This window comes from Pedobacter endophyticus (assembly GCF_015679185.1).
GTDB lineage: Bacteria > Bacteroidota > Bacteroidia > Sphingobacteriales > Sphingobacteriaceae > Pedobacter > Pedobacter endophyticus.
The window spans coordinates 2,927,252-2,945,308 of the sequence record NZ_CP064939.1; the positions used below are offsets into that span (position 1 = coordinate 2,927,252).

Consider the following 18,057-nt stretch of genomic DNA (forward strand, 5'->3'; position numbering starts at 1 on the left):
CAACATCCATGGATTATTTCTCGCTTTTTTAAAAATCAATCTCATATTATGAAAAAATTACAGCTTATTGGCTTGGTAATTCTATATACATTATTTAACAGCACGGCATTTGGTGCCATTTTAAAAGATATTAAGGGGAAGGTAATTGATGCCAGCACTAAACAAACGTTGCCTGGCGCTACAATTTCAATTCCCGATTTAAAGGTTACGGGTGTAACAAATAACGACGGAGAATTTTTTCTGAACAACTTGCCATCAAAAGGCAGCTATTTAATGGAAGTTCATTACGTTGGCTATAAAACAGCTACCCAGATAGTAAATTTGGCGAGTGCAAATGCGCTGGAGTTCGCGTTGCAACCGACTGCAATTGAAACCCGCGAAATTGTAATTACGGGAAGCCTGATTAGCAGCACGAGTAAAAGAAATAGTGCCTCATCTGCCGTTTTGGGCAAAAACCAACTTTTGGCGCCGTCTACCAATCTGGTTGATGCCTTGACCAAAATTCCGGGAGTTTCGCAGATTACAACGGGACCATCGATATCGAAGCCGGTAATCAGGGGACTGGGTTATAACAGGATAGTAACTTTAGATGACGGAATTAAGCAGCAAGGGCAACAATGGGGCGATGAGCACGGTATCGAAATCGACCAATTTAAATCAGATCGGATTGAGGTGTTGCGTGGCGCTGCATCGTTGATGTATGGCTCGGATGCGCTTGGAGGCGTGATAAATATTTTGGAACCAAGCACCGCTCCTGAGGGACAGATAAAAGGTGAGTTTATAACCAATTACGCTACCAACAACGGCCTTACGGCTAATTCGTTAATGCTTAATGGAACAGAAAACGGTTTTGTTTGGCGGGCCCGCGGCACTTACAAAAATGCTTACTCTTTTAAAACACCCACAGGTTATTTTCCGAACTCTGGTTTTAATGAAACCGATTTGAGCGGAATGATCGGTTTGAACAAAAGCTGGGGCTATACGCATTTGAACGTTTCGAGCTTTCGAAATAATATTGGTTTTTACGAACCGACATTAGATGATAATGGAAATTTTGTGAAAGAAGATGGGGAAGCATTCATTACTTCAGATTTTAAAAGCCGCGATTTGGACTACCCGCGTCAGGATATTCGCCATTTTAAAATTGCCCTGAACAATAATTTTGTGTTGGGCAATGGAAATTTGAAGGCCGATTTTGGCTATCAGCAGAACCAACGTCGCGAGTTAGAGGATGGACCTGATCCGGCGTTATTTTTTGACCTTAAAACTTATACTGCCGATTTGAAATATTACCTGCACGAAACCAACGGATGGCAACCCGTTTTCGGCTTAAGTGCGGATGCTGGCAAAAGCTTGAACAAGGCGGATGATGAGTTTTTAATTCCAAATTACAGCACTTATGGAATCGGTGTTTTTGCCTTTGCCAAAAAGAACTGGGAAAACAACACGTTTAGCATTGGTGCCCGTTACGATTACCGTAAAAATAACGGAAAACAATTGTTTGTTGATGACGACGAGCTGTTTGCACCTTTCGAAAACAAGTTTTCAAATGTAAGCGGTGCTTTGGGTTTTACGCATCAATTTAACGATGAATGGAATTTTAAGGCCAATGCAGGTTCTGCATTCCGTGCGCCAAACCCTGCCGAACTGGCCTCCAACGGGGTGCACGAGGGTACGTATCGTTACGAGATTGGTAACGCTGCTTTAAGTCCGGAGCGCAGCTACCAGGTAGATGCCGCAATTGAATATGAAGGGAAAATTGTGAGCGCCAGCGCCAGTATTTACAATAATTACGTTCATAATTTTATTTATGCCTCAAACAATGGCGAAACCATTATGGCTGAAGGCGATGAATATCCGGTGTATCGCTACGGGCAGGTAAATGCCAACCTGTATGGTGCAGAGGCCAGCCTAACTATTCACCCGCTGCCTTTCATCCATTTCGAGAACACCTTTGGTTATGTACATGCGCAAAATAAAACTTTAAACAGGCCGTTGGCGTTTATCCCTGCAGCAACGTTAAGAAACGAGCTTCGTTTCGAACCAAAAATAAAGGGAACTAACGATGCTTATCTATTTGTAGGCATTAATTCAGCGTTTAAGCAAACCCGTGTTGATGCGGTTTTTGAAACACCTACAAGCGGCTACACCCTATTAAATGCGGGCATTGGCACCACCTTTAATTTAGGTAACCAGCCGATAAAGCTTTCGGTTTCAGCAAATAATTTATTGGATCAGAAATATTATGACGCCTTAAGCAGATTTAAACCGGGTCGTTTTGATTCAGAAAATCCAAATCTCGGCGTTTACAATGCTGGCAGAAATATCACTTTTGGGCTTTACGTGCCTTTTACTTTGGCAAAGTAAGATAGTGGTGTTTAGTCATCCGATGAATATTGGCAAGAGGTCTATATTCATCGGATGACTATATTTCCATTGCCTCGTCATAGCGTTCCAATGCTATTAAGTTAAGGATAAAACGAAAAAATATTGTCATCCTGAGCGGAGTCGAAGGACAGATGTTTTTCATTTTATCCTATAGAAAGGGTCTTCGACTCCGCTCAGACTGACAATTGACAAGCTTAACTTAATAGCATTGATAGCGTCTCGCTACGAAATAAAAGCTTTACTGTATTCAATGAGGATTATTTTGGGTGAATAATCGGATAGACACAAGCGAGATGCTTGCGCCAGATCGGCTTTTTAAAGTCATCCGATGAATATCGGCAAAAGGTCTATATTCATCGGATGACTATACCATTACCTCGTCGTAGCGTCTCCAATGCTATTAAGTTAAGGATAAAACGAAAAAATATTGTCATCCTGAGCGGAGTCGAAGGACAGATATTTTTCATTTTATCCTATAGAAAGGGTCTTCGACTCCGCTCAGACTGACAATTGACAAGCTTAACTTAATAGCATTGATAGCGTCTCGCTACGACAATGGAAATATTATTATATTCAACGAAGATCGTTTTAGGTGAATAATCGGGTAGGCACAAGCGAGATGCTTGCGCCAGATCGGCTTTTTAAAGTCATCCGATGAATATCGGCAAGACGTCTATATTCATCGGATGACTATACCATTTCCAACGAAGATCATCCAGGTGAATTATTAAATAGGCACAAGCGAGACGCTTGCGCCAGATTGGATGACTATTTGCTCTACTTTTTAACAACTTCTCTTTTTGCTCGCACGTATTGATTGGGCCACTCCGTATCATCGCCTAAAACCTGTGCGGCATGCTGAGGGAAGTAAGCGTCGCGAAGCGATTCTCGGGCAATGAAGATCAAATCGGCCCGCTCCTGCTCCAGTATTTCCTCTGCCTGCTCGGCCTTTACTATAATGCCAACGGCGCCGGTATAAATTCCAATTTCGTTTCTAATTTTATCTGCAAAGGGAACCTGATAATTTGGTCCGGCCGGAATAAAAGCATCCGGAACATTTCCACCCGAAGAAGTATCAATCAAATCTACGCCTTTATCTTTTAACACAGCAGCCAGTTGTAACGAGTCGTTTTCATTCCATCCGTTTTCCGTCCAGTCCGTTGCCGAAATGCGAACGAAAAGCGGCAGGTTTTCCGGCCAAACCGATTGAACGGCTTCAACCACATCGATTACCAACCGGATTCGGTTTTCGAAACTTCCACCATAAATATCAGTTCGTTTGTTACTCAATGGGCTAAAAAATTCGTGAAGCAAATATCCGTGTGCGGCATGGATCTCTACTACCTTATAGCCTGCTTCCAAAGCTCTTTTTGCAGCGGCCCTAAAAGCGAACACAATGTCTTGAATTTCTTTAATATTCAATTCGTGCGGCTCCACCTGCCCCTGCTTAAAGGGAATGGGCGATGGCCCTACAGGCTTCCAGCTATTTTCGCCATCGGCCAGTTGTTCGCCGCCATTCCAGGGCAGGTCGCAGCTTGCCTTTCTGCCGGCATGTGCCAGCTGAATGCCAGCAACAGCGCCATTATTGTGAATAAAAGAAACAATCTGTTTCAATTTATCAACGTGTTCATCTTTCCAGATGCCCAGGTCGGCATAGGTTATCCGGCCATCTGGCGTCACTGCCGTGGCTTCCTGAATAATTAAAGCTGCACCACCAACCGCCCTGCTTCCGAGGTGAACGAGGTGCCAATCGTTGGCAAAGCCGTCCACTGCCGAATATTGGCACATCGGAGAGATTACAATTCTATTTTTTAAGGTAACATCCCTAATAGTAAAAGGAGAGAATAATTTTGACATATAATTTAAATCTGTTTTTAAACCGTAACCACGCTTAACAAAAAGATTGGTTTTTCGACCGAAGTGACCAAGGTATTAAAATCCTGCTGTTTTTAATTCATCATTAATAAACTGAATTTCATCCGAAGTAAGCTTTACGTCGATAGCCTTGGCATTTTGAACCGATTGCTGCTTATTTCTGGCACCTACCAAGGCAATGGTAATCCCCGGGCGCTCAATTGTCCAACGTAAAACCAGTTGCGATAAACTGGCGTTCTTTTCATCGGCCAAAGGTTTAATCCTGGCTAAAAAGGCATTTGTTCTTTCTATGCTTTCTGGTTTAAAAAACGGATTTCCTTTACGGTGGTCGCCTTCCTCAAAATGGTAATCAACGGTAATTTTGCCTGTTAACAAACCGCGTTCCATTGGGCTGTAGGCTAAAACGGCCTTATTGTTTTCGATGCAATATGGAACGGTTTCCTTTTCTACACCGCGGTTTACCATGCTAAAAGGAATCTGGTTTGATACGATTTCGATTGTTTCATTGGCTTTTTGCAACTGGTCAACGTTATAATTGCAAACACCGGCGTAGCGCACTTTTCCCTGCTCTACCAGGCGGGCAACCGCTTCAAAAGTTTCGTCTATTGGCGTTGTACTATCTGGCCAGTGAATTTGGTAAAGGTCGATATAATCTGTTCCTAATCGTTTCAACGATTGTTCGCATTCGTAAATCACGCTTTCTTTACCTGCATACTTATAAATATCGATATCCTTGCCGTTATTATCCTTACTTTTAAAGGCAAGATCGCCTTTTTCGAGGTCCCAGCGCATGCCGAATTTGGTTACCAGCTGAAGCTTGTCTCTGGAAATGTCCTTTATTGCATCGCCAACAATTTCCTCGCTTTCCCCCTGCCCGTAAATCGGTGCAGTGTCAATTGATGTTACGCCAAGATCATAACCTGCTTGTATGGCTTCAATGGCTTCATTTCTGTCGGTGCTTCCCCACATCCAGCCCCCGGCAGCCCAGGCGCCAAACGTAATTGCAGACATTTCAAGGTCTGAGTTTCCAATTTTTCTATATTCCATAATTATATGTTTAAGCTTTTATATATCGCATGTCTTGCGTGAAGCGAATAGACTAATCCATGCACAGCGATATGAATGCATGCCGATATACAAACATACAATCCAAGTATAAACGAAGTTTGGCAGCAGCGAATAATATTTTAGATTTTACAAAGAGGTTATAATGTTAGTGGTTTCGTCTTGAATTAACGCCTGTTCGTCGAGTATTACAACTCGGTGGTATAAAGGTGGCAAAACGCTTGCAACGTTTATCGCTTGTTGGCGTCTTATCTACAAAAACAACAACAAAATATTACAGCAAATTAATTCACTATTAAATAAAAGAAATTATGAAAACCTCAATCAAAACCTTAATCGCAACTTCATTAACAGCTATCGTTTTATCTACAGCTGTAATTGTACCAACCGTATCTGCAACTGAAATCGCTCCGATAAAAAAATCAAAAGTAAGCAGCTTCAGAAAAATCTCTGTAAAAGGAAATGTAGAACTTACCATCGTTCAGGGCAGCAGATCAAGCGTTGCTTATGCCGACGATAATTATGGCAGTGCAAAAGTGATGCAAGATGGCGACAACCTTAAAATCTCATCAACAAGCAACGAACTAACAAAGGTGGTTGTTTATGTAACTGACATCTTCCGCATTCAGGCTTCTGAAAACGCGCTTGTAAAAACCGACGGTAAATTAAACACACAGTTTCTTCAAATCTTTTTAAACGACAACGCCCATGCAGATATTGATACTAAAACAGAAGGTTTGTACACCGTTATCGAAGACCATGCCGATTTAAAGTTAAGCGGTTCTACAAATGATCATACTTTAGTTATGGGTGACACACAAAAACTAACCATGGACAAGTTTGCCGCTTTAAAAACACATACCAACAGCCTCGAAAAAGCAATTGAAACTGTAGTTGTAGCTAAATAACCGGCTAATTTGCACCAATCATAACGCACATTTATCAACGAAGCGGCTTTCTGAAGAGATCAGAAAGCCGCTTCTGTTTAATACCAGTATGTGTAACTGTACGTTTATAAACAAAAACAATATTTTTTGGTTATTTTAAGCACCTACTAACTTTATTTCATGAAAAAGATTTTCTTACTATTTACATGCTGCATTTTTATTTCAACGCAATTGCAGGCGCAAAAACTTGATACACTTTCTATTACATTAGAAAACGTTAAATATCCCTACCCTATCAAATATATGCCTATCAACACAGAAGGGCAGGATATTAAAATGGCGTACATGGATGTCGCCCCCGTTAAAGCGGCTAACGGCAAAACTGCAATCTTGTTTCACGGAAAAAACTTTGGTGGCTATTATTGGGGCAATGTAATTAAGGCGTTAACTGCTATTGGCTATCGTGTTATCGTTCCCGATCAAATTGGGTTTGGCAAATCGTCAAAACCGTTTATTCATTATAGTTTCCATCAAATGGCCGCCTGGAATAAACAGTTACTGGATACACTGGGCGTTCAAAAGGCGGTAGTGCTGGGACATAGCATGGGCGGAATGCTGGCTACTCGCTTTGCGCTGATGTATCCTGATAAAACGGAAAAACTTTTGCTCGAAAATCCCATCGGTTTAGAGGATTATAAAACGTTTGTACCGTATGTTACCACTGAACAACAATACAAAACTGAACTTAAAACTACTGCCGAAAGCGTAAGAAAATACTATCAATCATCGTATTTTACCTATTGGAAACCCGAATATGAGTATCTGGTGAGTGTAGCGGGCGGAGTAACACTGAGCGCAGATTACCCGCGGTGGGCCAAGGTAGCGGCTATGACTTTTACCATGATTTACGAACAGCCTGTGGTGTACGAATTTCAAAATATTAAAGTACCTACGGTATTATTTATTGGAAAGGAAGACAAAACCATCGTTGGCAAGGGGCTGCTATCGGCCGACCAGCAGGCAATACATGGGCAATACAGGTTTTTGGGCAAACAGACGGCCGCGAAAATTCCCGGAGCCAAAATTATCGAATTCGACGCCTGCGGCCACATCCCGCATATAGAAGTTCCGACGGAGTTTTTACTCGCACTTACGGGTAGCCTCTAATAATTGCTCTTTCAATGCGGCTTGCACGCTCGTCAAAAAGTCATTAAAGCACAAAGCCCGAATTTTTAGATTCGGGCTTTGTGGCAATGTTTTGAGTTATAATTTAATCTCTTCATCCTTTGAAGAGATGAAGTGAAACTCTGTTAAATGGTACGATGACTGCGCCTTAACCTTTATCCATTGGCCATATTTAAAAAACCAACGGCGTTGGAGGCTTAAAAAACCTTTGGTAATGTAAGCTTCAATGTAAGGATGGACGCAAAGCGTTACACCTTTTTCATTTTGCTCACGTAAAATATAATTAAGGTTATTCTCAATATCATCCATCAAAACGATACTCGCTTTAATTTCCCCGGTCCCATCGCAGGCGGGGCATTTCTCTACCGTAACAATATTCATTTCCGGACGAACACGTTGCCGGGTTATTTGCACCAAACCGAACTTGCTCGGCGGCAAGATGGTATGTTTAGCTCTATCCAACAACATCAGCTCACGCAAATAGTCGAATAGCATTTTACGGTTTGTTGCCTTGTGCATATCGATAAAATCGATTACCACAATGCCGCCCATGTCTCTCAATCGCAATTGACGGGCAATTTCTTTGGCCGCTTCTTTATTTACCTGTAAAGCATTTTCCTCTTGGTTTTCTTTACTGGCCGTGCGGTTTCCGCTGTTTACATCAATAACGTGCAGTGCTTCGGTGTGCTCTATAACCAGGTAAGCACCACCTGGCAAGTTTACCGTTTTACCAAAAGCATTTTTAATCTGCTTTTCTACGCCGAAGTGATCGAAAATCGGTTCTTTCTGTTTGTACAGCTTTACAATTTTCTCCATTTCTGGCGAAATATCGTGCACATAAGAACGAATATCATCGAACAACTCGGGGGTGTTCACGTAAACGTTTGTAAAATCAGGGTTCAGAATATCACGAATTAACGTTGATGATCTGTCCATTTCTCCCCACACCTTTCTGGAAGGTTCGGCGGTAGGCAGTTTTCTGGTGAAGTTTTCCCATTTGGCAATCAAATCCAACAGATCTTTTTGCATTTCGGCAACTCCACGGCCTTCAGAAACAGTTCTGATAATTACCCCAAAATTTTGAGGTTTAATACTTTCAATAATCTTCTTTAAGCGATTACGTTCGGTATTACTTTTTATTTTTTTTGATACGGATATGGTATTGGAGAATGGCACCAGTACCACATACCTGCCGGCGATTGATAGGTCGGAACTTAAACGTGGCCCTTTTGTAGAAATTGGCTCTTTGGCAATTTGTACAGGTATGAGCATGTTTTTAGTAAGCACATCAGAAATTTTGCCTGCCTTGTTGATATCGGCTTCGAGCTTTAAATTTTCTAATAATGTGCCTGTACCCGAACCATTACGCTTAATCTTTGTTAGCTTAATTAAAGATTGTACTTGAGGCCCCAAATCGAAATAGTGCAAAAATGCATCTTTTTCATAACCTACATCCACAAACGCAGCATTCAGGCCGAGCATATTTTTCTTTATGCGTCCTAAATAAATGTCGCCTACGGCGTAGTTATTGTTAATTTGTTCTTTGTGAAGCTCAACAAGCTGCTTATCTTCAATCAACGCTATGGTAACTCCGGCAGGAGTCGAATTGATAATTAATTCTTTTACCAACAGCTACAGATTTAAGGCTTTACGCCTATTAACAAATGGATAGTATACGAGAAAAAAAACTTGATATTGCCCCTGTAGATATGCGAATAAAAAAATCCATATAAATACTTTAAACCTCATAGTGTTTACCATGAGGTTTAAAGGGCTTCTATCAAAACAAGAAATTATTTTTTCTTATGTCTGTTTTTTCTTAAACGTTTTTTACGTTTGTGGGTAGCCATTTTATGTCTTTTTCTTTTTTTACCGCTTGGCATAGTTTTAAGTTTTAAATGTTTTTATTAATCTGTTAATTAATTTTTATTCTTTAGTTCAGCCACTTTCTTATCAATAAAAGAAGATAAGGTTGGGTTGGCCGCTAATTTTTTGCTGGTTAAATAAGCATCAACTGCTTCTTTGTTTCTGCCTAAATTCTCATAAGCTGTGCCTAAATAGAAATAAGCTTCGGGCGTTGGTGCTTCGGCGATTACCGTTTTAAAACGTGGAATCGCTTTGTCAAACTGCCCCGATTTGATAGAAAACAATCCCAAATTCATGTTTGCCTTAACATTTTCAGGTTCTTTAGCAACCACTTCGAGCAACATTGCAATACCTTGCATTGGTGCACCTAAACCGTTTACTATGGTTACACCTAAGCCTGTTTTGGCCTCAATGTTTGTAGAATCTTTTTCTAACGCATTTTTGTAAGATGCATTGGCTTTCTGCAATAAAGCAGGTTGGGCCAGGCTATCTTGTGTACTTTCAAAAGCCTTTATAAACTGGTTACCCGCTGCCAACCATGTTTTTGATGATGGCTCGTTTTGTGCAACCACTTCTAAATAAAGTGCCGATGGAGTAATTTGCTCTACATCATCCCATTTTTGGGCTAATTGTTTTGCAAGTTCGGTTTTTTCAGTACCTGTAGCACCTTTGTAACTATTTTCTAAAGCAATAATATCAGTAGCTAAATTTTTATTCAGTACATTTTTTGCGGCAGTAGAGGTAGTTTCGATGCTCAAAACAGCAGAAGAAGCAGATTCGCCACCGGCCATTTGACCGGTAGATGGCATTTTGCCGTTTTCTTCTGTTGGTTTTACCAAACCTTTAATGTCTCTTGTAAACAGGAAAGCAGCAAGCAATAAAATCGCTCCAACGATGATGATTTGTTTTGACCTGATGCTGCTGTTCATAAGATAAGAATTAAGCTTCTACGCTAATTTTTTTTGTGTTGCTTTTAACTTTGTCAACAAATACTTTTGCTGGTTTAAAGCTAGGAACGAAATGTTCGGGGATAATTATTGCAGTGTTTTTGGAGATATTTCTCGCAGTTTTTTGCGCTCTCTTTTTAACAACAAAGCTTCCGAAGCCTCTAACGTATACATTTTCACCGCCAATCATGCTGGTTTTGATAACCTTGAAAAATGCCTCAACTGTTTCCTGTACATCAACCTTCTCAATTCCGGTTTTTGTTGATATTTCTGAAATAATATCTGCCTTAGTCATATTTATTTATATATTTTGTTTTTTAATATTATAACTGTTTTGGGGTTGCAAAAGTATTGCTTTTTAATGAGATAGGAAAATAAAAGATGATTTTTTTATTGCCGATGGTATCACCGGATTGCAAGTTTTTTTAAAAACCAATTATTACGCCGTAATTTGCAGTGATGACATTCCAAAATGAATTGATAAAGTGGTACCAGATCAACAAAAGAGATTTACCGTGGAGGCATACACAAGATGCGTATACCATCTGGTTATCAGAGGTTATACTGCAGCAAACGAGGGTTGAGCAAGGGCTGCCTTACTTCAATAAATTTTTAGCACACTTCCCAACGGTGAGCGACTTTGCCAGTGCAACTGAAACCGTGGTATTAAAGCTATGGCAGGGGCTTGGCTATTATTCGAGAGGAAGAAACATGCATGCAACTGCTAAATTTGTGGTAGAACACCATCGTGGAATCTTCCCAAATGTGCACGATGAGCTCATAAAGTTGAAGGGAATCGGCGAATATACAGCGGCGGCAATTTCGTCATTTTCGGCAGGCGAGCCCCGGGCGGTAGTTGATGGAAATGTATTTAGGGTACTGGCCCGGTATTTTGGTGTGGAAACGCCCATAAATTCTACCGCCGGAAAAAAGGAGTTCTTTTCATTGGCGAACGATCTGCTTGATAAAAACGATCCTGCGTTATACAATCAGGCGATAATGGAGTTCGGCGCAATGCAATGTAAGCCTAAATCGCCAAATTGCGGCATTTGCCCGCTGCAGATGGGCTGCCACGCCTTTAACAACAATCTGGTTGGGCACTTGCCCGTTAAGATCAAGAAAGCGCAACCCAGGCATCGGTTTCTAAGTTATTTTGTTTGCAAGCACGACGATAATATCCTAATGAGAGAGCGACAGGCTGGGGATATTTGGCAGCATCTGTACGACTTCCCCAGCATTGAAACAACCGAATTACCTAATTTGCTCGATGCCAGATTTATAACACATGTTAAACAAGTTTTCGGACCGGATGCCGAATTTGACCTTTTGAGCGTAAAAAAGCACTTACTAACACATCAAATTATCCACGTTCATTTTTTTGGATTAAAGAATTATATATTTAACTTTAATAAACAAAAGACACTTAAATGGGTTTCTTTAAGTAACTTAGATGAGTTACCGCAACCAAAAGTTATTCATGATTTTCTTCAGAACTACTTTTTAACAGATAAGGTGGAGTAACTGACCATTTTAGCGAAGTTCATTTAAATAGACGAAACAACTAACCAAAAATATTTATGTCGGGCATTAACAAAGTTATTTTAGTGGGCCATTTAGGTAAAGACCCCGAAGTGCGTCATTTAGAGGGTGGCGTTACCGTTGCGAGTTTTCCATTAGCCACATCAGAAACGTACAACAAGGATGGTAAAAGAGTAGAACAAACAGAATGGCATAACATTGTGCTATGGCGTGGCCTTGCCGAAGTGGCATCTAAGTACCTGCAAAAAGGTAAACTGGTATACATAGAAGGCAAGCTGCGAACCCGCTCTTTTGAAGATAAAGAAAAAGTAAAAAAGTATGTTACCGAAATTGTTGCCGAAAACTTTACCATGTTGGGCAGAAAAAGCGATTTCGAAACAGGAGCCACCCCAGTCGCTCAGGTACAGCAAAATTCGGAGCAAAAGATTCATGATGAATTTACGATTAATCCATCAGACGAAAATGGCGATTTGCCTTTCTAATCGATTACTTTAATGAATAACCGTACTTCAAAACTTAAATAGTCCTGCTCGATTAAAAGCAGGACTATTTTATTTACTCAACTGTTACCGATTTGGCAAGGTTTCGGGGTTGATCTACGTTACACCCTCTCATTACTGCAATGTGATACGATAATAATTGAAGCGGAATAGTTGCCAATAGTGGTAAAAATGCTTCATTCGCATCTGGGATTTCGATACAATAATCGGCCATTTTTTTCACTTCGGTATCGCCCTGGGTTACAATGGCGATAACTTTTCCCTTTCTGGCTTTTACTTCCTGAATATTGCTGATTACCTTTTCGTACGATGAGTTTTTGGTTGCAATAAATACTACCGGCATTTCCTCGTCGATCAAGGCAATTGGCCCGTGCTTCATTTCGGCCGCAGGATAACCCTCTGCATGGATATAAGAAATCTCTTTAAGTTTCAACGCACCTTCCAGCGCAACCGGGAAACCGCTTCCTCTGCCTAAAAACAAGCAATTGGTAGAATGTTTTATTTTATCGGCAACCTCTTGTATCAGGTCGTTAGATTCGAGAGCAATTTGAATTTTATCAGGAATGTTGTCAAGCTCAGTTAGTAGTTCAGTCATTTTTGACGTGGTTATTGTACCTTTTTGCTGTGCCATGTAAAAGGCCATCAAGGTTAAAACCGTTACCTGTGCGGTAAATGCCTTTGTGGAGGCCACGCCAATTTCAGGACCGGCGTGTGTGTAAACACCGGCATGGCTCAACCGTGGAATGGATGCACCAGCAACGTTGCAGATACCAAAAATGGTTGCACCACGTTCTTTGGCCATCTCAATTGCGGCCATGGTGTCGGCAGTTTCTCCCGATTGTGAAATGGCGATAACTACATCTTTTTCGGTTATAATCGGGTTGCGATACCTGAATTCTGATGCATACTCAACCTCAACAGGTATGCGGGCGTATTCCTCAATTAAATATTCTCCAACCAAACCTGCATGCCACGAGGTTCCGCAGGCAACAATAATAATCCGGTCGATATTTTTCAGCTTTTCTGCAAACTCCTTAATTCCACCAAGCTGAACTTTGCCTTCCTCGGGATATATACGGCCACGCATACAATCTTTAATAGATCTCGGCTGCTCGTAAATTTCCTTTAGCATAAAATGATCGAAACCACCTTTCTCAAGCATTTCCAAATGCAATTGCAGTTCTTGAACAAAAGGGGTCTGTACTACATTATCCAATCTTTTAACCAATAAATCGTCTCTGGTAATTAAAGCGATTTCATTGTCATTTAAATAGATCACGTTTTTTGTGTATTCAATAATCGGTGTAGCATCTGAGGCAATAAAATATTCGCCTTTGCCCACGCCAATTACCATTGGGCTACCTTTTCTGGCTGCAATTAAGCGGTCGGGATTATTAATGTCCATAACCACAATGGCATAAGCACCAATTACCTCGTGAAGCGCTAATCGTACAGCCTCTAACAAATCTATTTCTTCGTTCTTTTGTATTTCTTCAACCAGGTGAATCAAAACCTCGGTATCGGTATCGCTATTAAAGGTATGTCCACGTTGCGTTAACTCTTCCTTTAAAGTGGCGTAGTTTTCGATAATTCCGTTGTGAATAATGGATAAGCGACCATCGTTAGAGGTATGGGGGTGCGAATTCCTATCAGATGGAACACCGTGGGTTGCCCAACGAGTATGTCCCATGCCAACGGTTCCAGATTTATCGGCTGTTTCGGCAAAATCTTCAAGCACCGCCACCTTACCTGCCTTTTTATAAATATGTTGCCCGCTATCAGTCATTAATGCAATACCTGCGCTATCATAACCGCGGTATTCTAATCTTTTAAGGCCTTTTAATACGATCGGCCAAGCTTCTCTGTAGCCAATATAGCCTACGATTCCACACATAAGGTTTAATTATTTGATTTTGTAAACATACTAAACAAACGTTTGACTTAGATGATTTTAGAATAAAAATTTAAATCGCCGTTTAAAAGATGTTGTAAATCAAGCTGATCGGGAACGAACGCTCAGTAATGATTGGCGGCATGCAATCCCGCTCCCGCTCAATATCTTTTAATCAAGAATAAAACTAAGATCATTGTCTCCCTGAGCGGAGTCGAAGGGCAGAATTATCAAAACACCTTCTTTTTTGAAAACAACGCTCAGTAATCATTGGCGGCCTGCAGTCCCGCTCCCGCTCAATATCTTTTGATTAAGAATAAAACTAATAACATTGTCTCCCTGAGCGGAGTCGAAGGGCAGATGTTAATAGATTTATCCTATAAAAAAAGTCTTCGACTCCGCTCAGACTGACATCCGTTGTGTTAACTGAACGACACTGCGCTCTCGCTTCTGCCGTGTAATCGCAACGTTAAAATAAAACATCGTAAAAAAGCGTAAATATATAATAACTAATATTGTGCCGATGAATACCGGCTTATACAACCCCTTTAAACACTTCGATTTTTTATACAAAAAATGCTTTTTAAGTGGCAACACATTTAACTCTCCTATTACGCAGGTTCCGCTTTTGCCTACTTGGTTACTGCAACAGGCTGGCTTAACGGGCGAGGAGCAAATTCAATTTTTAGATGAAAGCATCCGTTCGTACAATACGCTTGTTATTCCGCTAAACAACGAGGTTAACGAGCAGTTTTTAAATCCACTGGAAGAAAAGATTGAACGTGCATTTGACAAAGGCTTCGATGCGGTTTCGGCGATGCCGGAACTGGATTTGTTCAACTGGATTGGCAAATTTTTGTACGGCTTTATTTATATCGAGATGCACGCCGCTTTGCGCAAAGAAATGACTGCCGACGGCCTGAACATGTCGCAATCGCTGATGATGAAGTTCGCCAATCTTAATTTCATGATGCAGAATTTGTATACCAGCATTGAGTTTGAGGATTTTACGCCATGGTCTATCGTTGTAGTTGAATTAGCGGATGAGAAAACGCCTTTCAGCTTCCGCGATGAGATAAACACATTGACGTTTTCGCTAAAAATGAAAAACTTTGGCATCATTGCCTGTTTGCAAGATAATGGAACAAATAAACGCTATCACGGCGAGATTTTAAATGAGATTAAGGGCAAGAAATTAACTGCTGAGCAATTTGAAGAGTTAACGGCTCGTTTTTATTATTCTGCTTATCTTTTTAATCGTTTGCCCGAATATACGTTTATGCCGGTTGAAGGTACAACTTACATTGAAGCAATGCCACTGAGGGGCAATATAAGTAAGCCTTTATTTGATGTTTGGCAGCATAAAATATATGCGCAGGTTTTGGAAAACTTTTGGAAACCCTGGGGCTATGTAAAGTTTGAGATCATAAAAGACCCGAACAATCCAATGAGTTTCTTCGAAAAACCTTGTTTGCCGATTGCAGGATAGTCTGATCTTCGAATAACGCCCCTTTTTTATGAGTATTTTTTTCGATAATCGGATATTACCTGAATAAAATCGTTATAAAGTTTTGCAAAATGCCTGGCACAAAAAGAATGGTAAAAATTAGCCCGGTTAAAGCGCCATAAAAATGGGCATCGTGGTTAATTCCGTCTCTGGCATTTCGCGAAGCATAAGCACAGTAAATAAGATAAAGCGGACCAAAAACGAGCGCAGGAATTCCGAACGGGATAGGAAAAATGAGCAGCTTAGCCAAAGGGTTAAAAAGGATATAACTAAACAGCACGGCACTAACTGCGCCAGATGCACCCAAACTGTTATAGTTAAAATTATGTTTGTATCTAAAAACGGTTGGTAAATCGCTCAATATCAACGTTAAAAAGTATAACAGGCCGAACTGCCAGCTTCCCATTAGCCTTTCCAATGTAAAGGCAAAGGCTACGAAAGTAAACATATTGAAAATGAGGTGCATCCAATCGGCATGAATAAAACCATTTGTAATCACCGTCCAAACCTTATGGCCACGCGAAACACTGTACGGATGCAACATAAACTTGCCGTAAAGTGTATTATCGTAAAAGGCATATAAGCTCGTAATTACGGTAAAAACAAAAATTAGTGAGGCGACGGGCGCTATATTGAAATATTCCATTTAGTTATTTTAGATCGAGTTTAACATCTGTTACCAAACGTGCAACTGGATATCGGTTATGTGTTTTTTCGTAATAATCAGAATTTTTATAGACAAAATCAAGCTGTGCGGCCGCATTCTTTGCAAATTCGGGGTCTGCAGCTCTTTTGGCCTCTAATTTAGCTTTTAGATTGGAATCGTTTTTAAGCAACTGGGCTGCCGTATCTTCGAAAACATAAGCCGAATAATGTTCTTTCTGATCGAGGACGGAATCGAAGAAGTTCCAGTTAAAAAATGAATCTGTGGCTTGGGGCTCCAGGGTTTCTACAATGTAGCGGTTGCCAGGTTGGTTTACATACACCACAACATCGCCGGTATAATACTGCAAAGTTTGCTTAACCGGCCTTACTTTAACTGCCGAATGCAAATAATGCCCTTCGTACGGCCTGCTGCTGGTTTTTAAATCGTTAATATAGTAACTCTCAACAGCAATTTTGGCGTCAGTTTTTAACGCTGCAAGTTTCACATTGTTCAATTTCAATAGAGCAATCACCCTGTCCCATGCTTTCGGAATGATGTATGCAACTGGCTTTTCAACAGTGGTTAACGGTTCAAATTTATTCCACTCCTTAATCGTTCTTGTGTATGGTTTTGTTCTGTCGTAATATAATCTATCGGCCCCACTAACTGCGCTTGGCTTTTGTCCGGCTTCAAAACCCTTAAAGGGCAAATCGTGCACTTCCGATTCATTCAGTTTCCAATCGACCGCAAATGTTTTTTGTTGGGCTACAGCTTGGTCAGCCTTCAGCTTGTTTTCCCCGATCAATTTCGCATCTCGCTCTACAATTTTAACGTAGGCCTCCAGAAGTTTGTAAGTAGCATCTACACGCAAATGATAAGATTTCAGCATGTGCGTTTCGGGCATAAACCCGATGGTATTGTGCAACGTAGTATAACCTGTAGAGTAACGCGGCGATTCGATAAAACCCGTGATTCCTGTTTCGGGTGTTTCGCCAATCGAATTAACGTAAGGTATCATTGGGTACCCTTTCTGCTCCATTGCCGAGTACAAATCGGGCACAAGCGTTTGAGTAAGGTATTTCGACAGCACGGGGTTGAGCTTGTCTTTTTGCGTGGGAATCAAGGTCATTACATATTGATAATCTGCCCCATTGCTTGTATGCGTATCAACGAAAATTTCCGGTTGCCAGGTATTGTAAATTAATTGGAAGGCCGCCGAATTTTTTGAATCGGTTTTGATAAAATCTCTGTTTAGATCGTAATTTTTGCTATTCCCCCGAAAACCGTAAGCAACAGGCCCATTTTGGTTAGCCCTCGATGTACTACTGCGATTAAAGCTCCCATCGATGTTGTAAATAGGAATAATGCAAATTACCACATCTTTTGGCAATTTATCAGCTTTCAACAAATCACGGGCCAGCATCATTGAGGCATCTATACCCTCAGGTTCGCCCGGGTGAATGCCGTTATTAATCAATAGTACACGCTTATTTTCTTTACTGATTGCAAGCGGATCAAAAATTTTGCTGTCAGAGAGTACAAGTAGGTGCAAGGGCTTACCGAAATCGGTAGTTCCATAGGTAAGCAGCCGAGCTTTAGGATATTTTGCCGCTAAAGCTTCGTAATAAGCTATTGCTGCGCCGTATGTAGCAGTTTCTGTTTTGCCGCTATTTTCGAAAGGCGTTTTTTGCGCCCAGGCGTTTACCGCGAATGTAAGAAGCGTTAGTATGAAAAATTTCTTCATGTGGTAAAGATAGCAAA

Annotated in this window: 14 protein-coding genes; 6 read left to right on the forward strand and 8 right to left on the reverse strand. The window is 40.8% G+C overall.

Annotated elements, in window-relative coordinates; genetic code table 11:
- Positions 1–48 precede the first annotated feature (48 nt).
- Positions 49–2,367: a TonB-dependent receptor gene (locus IZT61_RS11885; protein ID WP_196097124.1), complete on the forward strand. Its 2,319-nt coding sequence runs from the start codon at positions 49–51 to the stop codon at positions 2,365–2,367.
- A 798-nt stretch (positions 2,368–3,165) separates the two neighbouring features.
- On the opposite strand, the gene namA is transcribed toward IZT61_RS11885, so the two are convergent.
- On the reverse strand, positions 3,166–4,245 hold the full coding sequence (gene namA / locus IZT61_RS11890) for an NADPH dehydrogenase NamA (RefSeq protein WP_196097125.1): 1,080 nt from the start codon (positions 4,243–4,245) through the stop codon (positions 3,166–3,168).
- 75 nt (positions 4,246–4,320) lie between these two features.
- On the reverse strand, positions 4,321–5,310 hold the full coding sequence (locus IZT61_RS11895) for an aldo/keto reductase (RefSeq protein WP_196097126.1): 990 nt from the start codon (positions 5,308–5,310) through the stop codon (positions 4,321–4,323).
- Between the two features lie 329 nt (positions 5,311–5,639).
- On the opposite strand from IZT61_RS11895, the gene IZT61_RS11900 reads away from it, so the two are divergent.
- The gene (locus IZT61_RS11900; protein ID WP_196097127.1) at positions 5,640–6,236 is read left to right on the forward strand and encodes a GIN domain-containing protein; all 597 of its coding nucleotides are present in this window, start codon (positions 5,640–5,642) and stop codon (positions 6,234–6,236) included.
- A gap of 159 nt (positions 6,237–6,395) precedes the next feature.
- Positions 6,396–7,382 carry an alpha/beta fold hydrolase gene (locus tag IZT61_RS11905; protein ID WP_196097128.1) on the forward strand — a complete coding sequence of 329 codons (987 nt, stop codon included), beginning with the start codon at positions 6,396–6,398 and terminating at the stop codon, positions 7,380–7,382.
- 96 nt (positions 7,383–7,478) lie between these two features.
- On the opposite strand, the gene IZT61_RS11910 is transcribed toward IZT61_RS11905, so the two are convergent.
- The 3 genes from IZT61_RS11910 to IZT61_RS11920 all read right to left on the reverse strand — a co-directional run bounded on the left by IZT61_RS11910 (position 7,479) and on the right by IZT61_RS11920 (position 10,508).
- Entirely contained in the window at positions 7,479–9,029 is a 1,551-nt protein-coding gene (locus tag IZT61_RS11910) for an Rne/Rng family ribonuclease (protein ID WP_196097129.1), read from the reverse strand.
- Positions 9,030–9,319: 290 nt separating this feature from the next.
- Positions 9,320–10,195: a tetratricopeptide repeat protein gene (locus tag IZT61_RS11915; protein ID WP_196097130.1), complete on the reverse strand. Its 876-nt coding sequence runs from the start codon at positions 10,193–10,195 to the stop codon at positions 9,320–9,322.
- A gap of 10 nt (positions 10,196–10,205) precedes the next feature.
- The gene (locus IZT61_RS11920; protein WP_131556207.1) at positions 10,206–10,508 is read right to left on the reverse strand and encodes an HU family DNA-binding protein; all 303 of its coding nucleotides are present in this window, start codon (positions 10,506–10,508) and stop codon (positions 10,206–10,208) included.
- 164 nt (positions 10,509–10,672) lie between these two features.
- On the opposite strand from IZT61_RS11920, the gene mutY reads away from it, so the two are divergent.
- Both mutY and IZT61_RS11930 read left to right on the forward strand, forming a co-directional pair.
- Positions 10,673–11,734, forward strand: a complete 1,062-nt coding sequence (gene mutY / locus IZT61_RS11925; RefSeq protein ID WP_196097131.1) for an A/G-specific adenine glycosylase — start codon at positions 10,673–10,675, stop codon at positions 11,732–11,734.
- Positions 11,735–11,790: 56 nt separating this feature from the next.
- Positions 11,791–12,234: a single-stranded DNA-binding protein gene (locus IZT61_RS11930; RefSeq protein WP_196097132.1), complete on the forward strand. Its 444-nt coding sequence runs from the start codon at positions 11,791–11,793 to the stop codon at positions 12,232–12,234.
- Positions 12,235–12,307: 73 nt separating this feature from the next.
- Here IZT61_RS11930 and glmS read toward each other — a convergent pair whose 3' ends face one another.
- Positions 12,308–14,146, reverse strand: a complete 1,839-nt coding sequence (gene glmS, locus IZT61_RS11935) for a glutamine--fructose-6-phosphate transaminase (isomerizing) (protein WP_196097133.1) — start codon at positions 14,144–14,146, stop codon at positions 12,308–12,310.
- Between the two features lie 520 nt (positions 14,147–14,666).
- On the opposite strand from glmS, the gene IZT61_RS11940 reads away from it, so the two are divergent.
- Positions 14,667–15,632 (forward strand): hypothetical protein, encoded by a 966-nt coding sequence (locus IZT61_RS11940; RefSeq protein ID WP_196097134.1) that lies wholly within the window; start codon positions 14,667–14,669, stop codon positions 15,630–15,632.
- Between the two features lie 55 nt (positions 15,633–15,687).
- Here the strand turns inward: IZT61_RS11940 and IZT61_RS11945 are convergent, their stop codons facing one another.
- Positions 15,688–16,296 carry a rhomboid family intramembrane serine protease gene (locus tag IZT61_RS11945; RefSeq protein WP_196097135.1) on the reverse strand — a complete coding sequence of 203 codons (609 nt, stop codon included), beginning with the start codon at positions 16,294–16,296 and terminating at the stop codon, positions 15,688–15,690.
- A 4-nt stretch (positions 16,297–16,300) separates the two neighbouring features.
- Entirely contained in the window at positions 16,301–18,040 is a 1,740-nt protein-coding gene (locus IZT61_RS11950) for a M14 family metallopeptidase (protein ID WP_196097136.1), read from the reverse strand.
- Positions 18,041–18,057: the final 17 nt, after the last annotated feature.

Bases quoted from the DNA above. Each gene is read 5' to 3' on its own strand.
- IZT61_RS11920 (WP_131556207.1), bottom strand. From the start codon at position 10,508: ATGACTAAGGCAGATATTATTTCAGAAATATCAACAAAAACCGGAATT.
- mutY (WP_196097131.1), top strand. From the start codon at position 10,673: ATGACATTCCAAAATGAATTGATAAAGTGGTACCAGATCAACAAAAGA.
- IZT61_RS11915 (WP_196097130.1), bottom strand. From the start codon at position 10,195: ATGAACAGCAGCATCAGGTCAAAACAAATCATCATCGTTGGAGCGATT.
- IZT61_RS11895 (WP_196097126.1), bottom strand. From the start codon at position 5,310: ATGGAATATAGAAAAATTGGAAACTCAGACCTTGAAATGTCTGCAATT.
- IZT61_RS11930 (WP_196097132.1), top strand. From the start codon at position 11,791: ATGTCGGGCATTAACAAAGTTATTTTAGTGGGCCATTTAGGTAAAGAC.
- IZT61_RS11945 (WP_196097135.1), bottom strand. From the start codon at position 16,296: ATGGAATATTTCAATATAGCGCCCGTCGCCTCACTAATTTTTGTTTTT.
- IZT61_RS11950 (WP_196097136.1), bottom strand. From the start codon at position 18,040: ATGAAGAAATTTTTCATACTAACGCTTCTTACATTCGCGGTAAACGCC.
- IZT61_RS11905 (WP_196097128.1), top strand. From the start codon at position 6,396: ATGAAAAAGATTTTCTTACTATTTACATGCTGCATTTTTATTTCAACG.
- IZT61_RS11940 (WP_196097134.1), top strand. From the start codon at position 14,667: ATGAATACCGGCTTATACAACCCCTTTAAACACTTCGATTTTTTATAC.
- IZT61_RS11885 (WP_196097124.1), top strand. From the start codon at position 49: ATGAAAAAATTACAGCTTATTGGCTTGGTAATTCTATATACATTATTT.
- glmS (WP_196097133.1), bottom strand. From the start codon at position 14,146: ATGTGTGGAATCGTAGGCTATATTGGCTACAGAGAAGCTTGGCCGATC.
- IZT61_RS11900 (WP_196097127.1), top strand. From the start codon at position 5,640: ATGAAAACCTCAATCAAAACCTTAATCGCAACTTCATTAACAGCTATC.
- namA (WP_196097125.1), bottom strand. From the start codon at position 4,245: ATGTCAAAATTATTCTCTCCTTTTACTATTAGGGATGTTACCTTAAAA.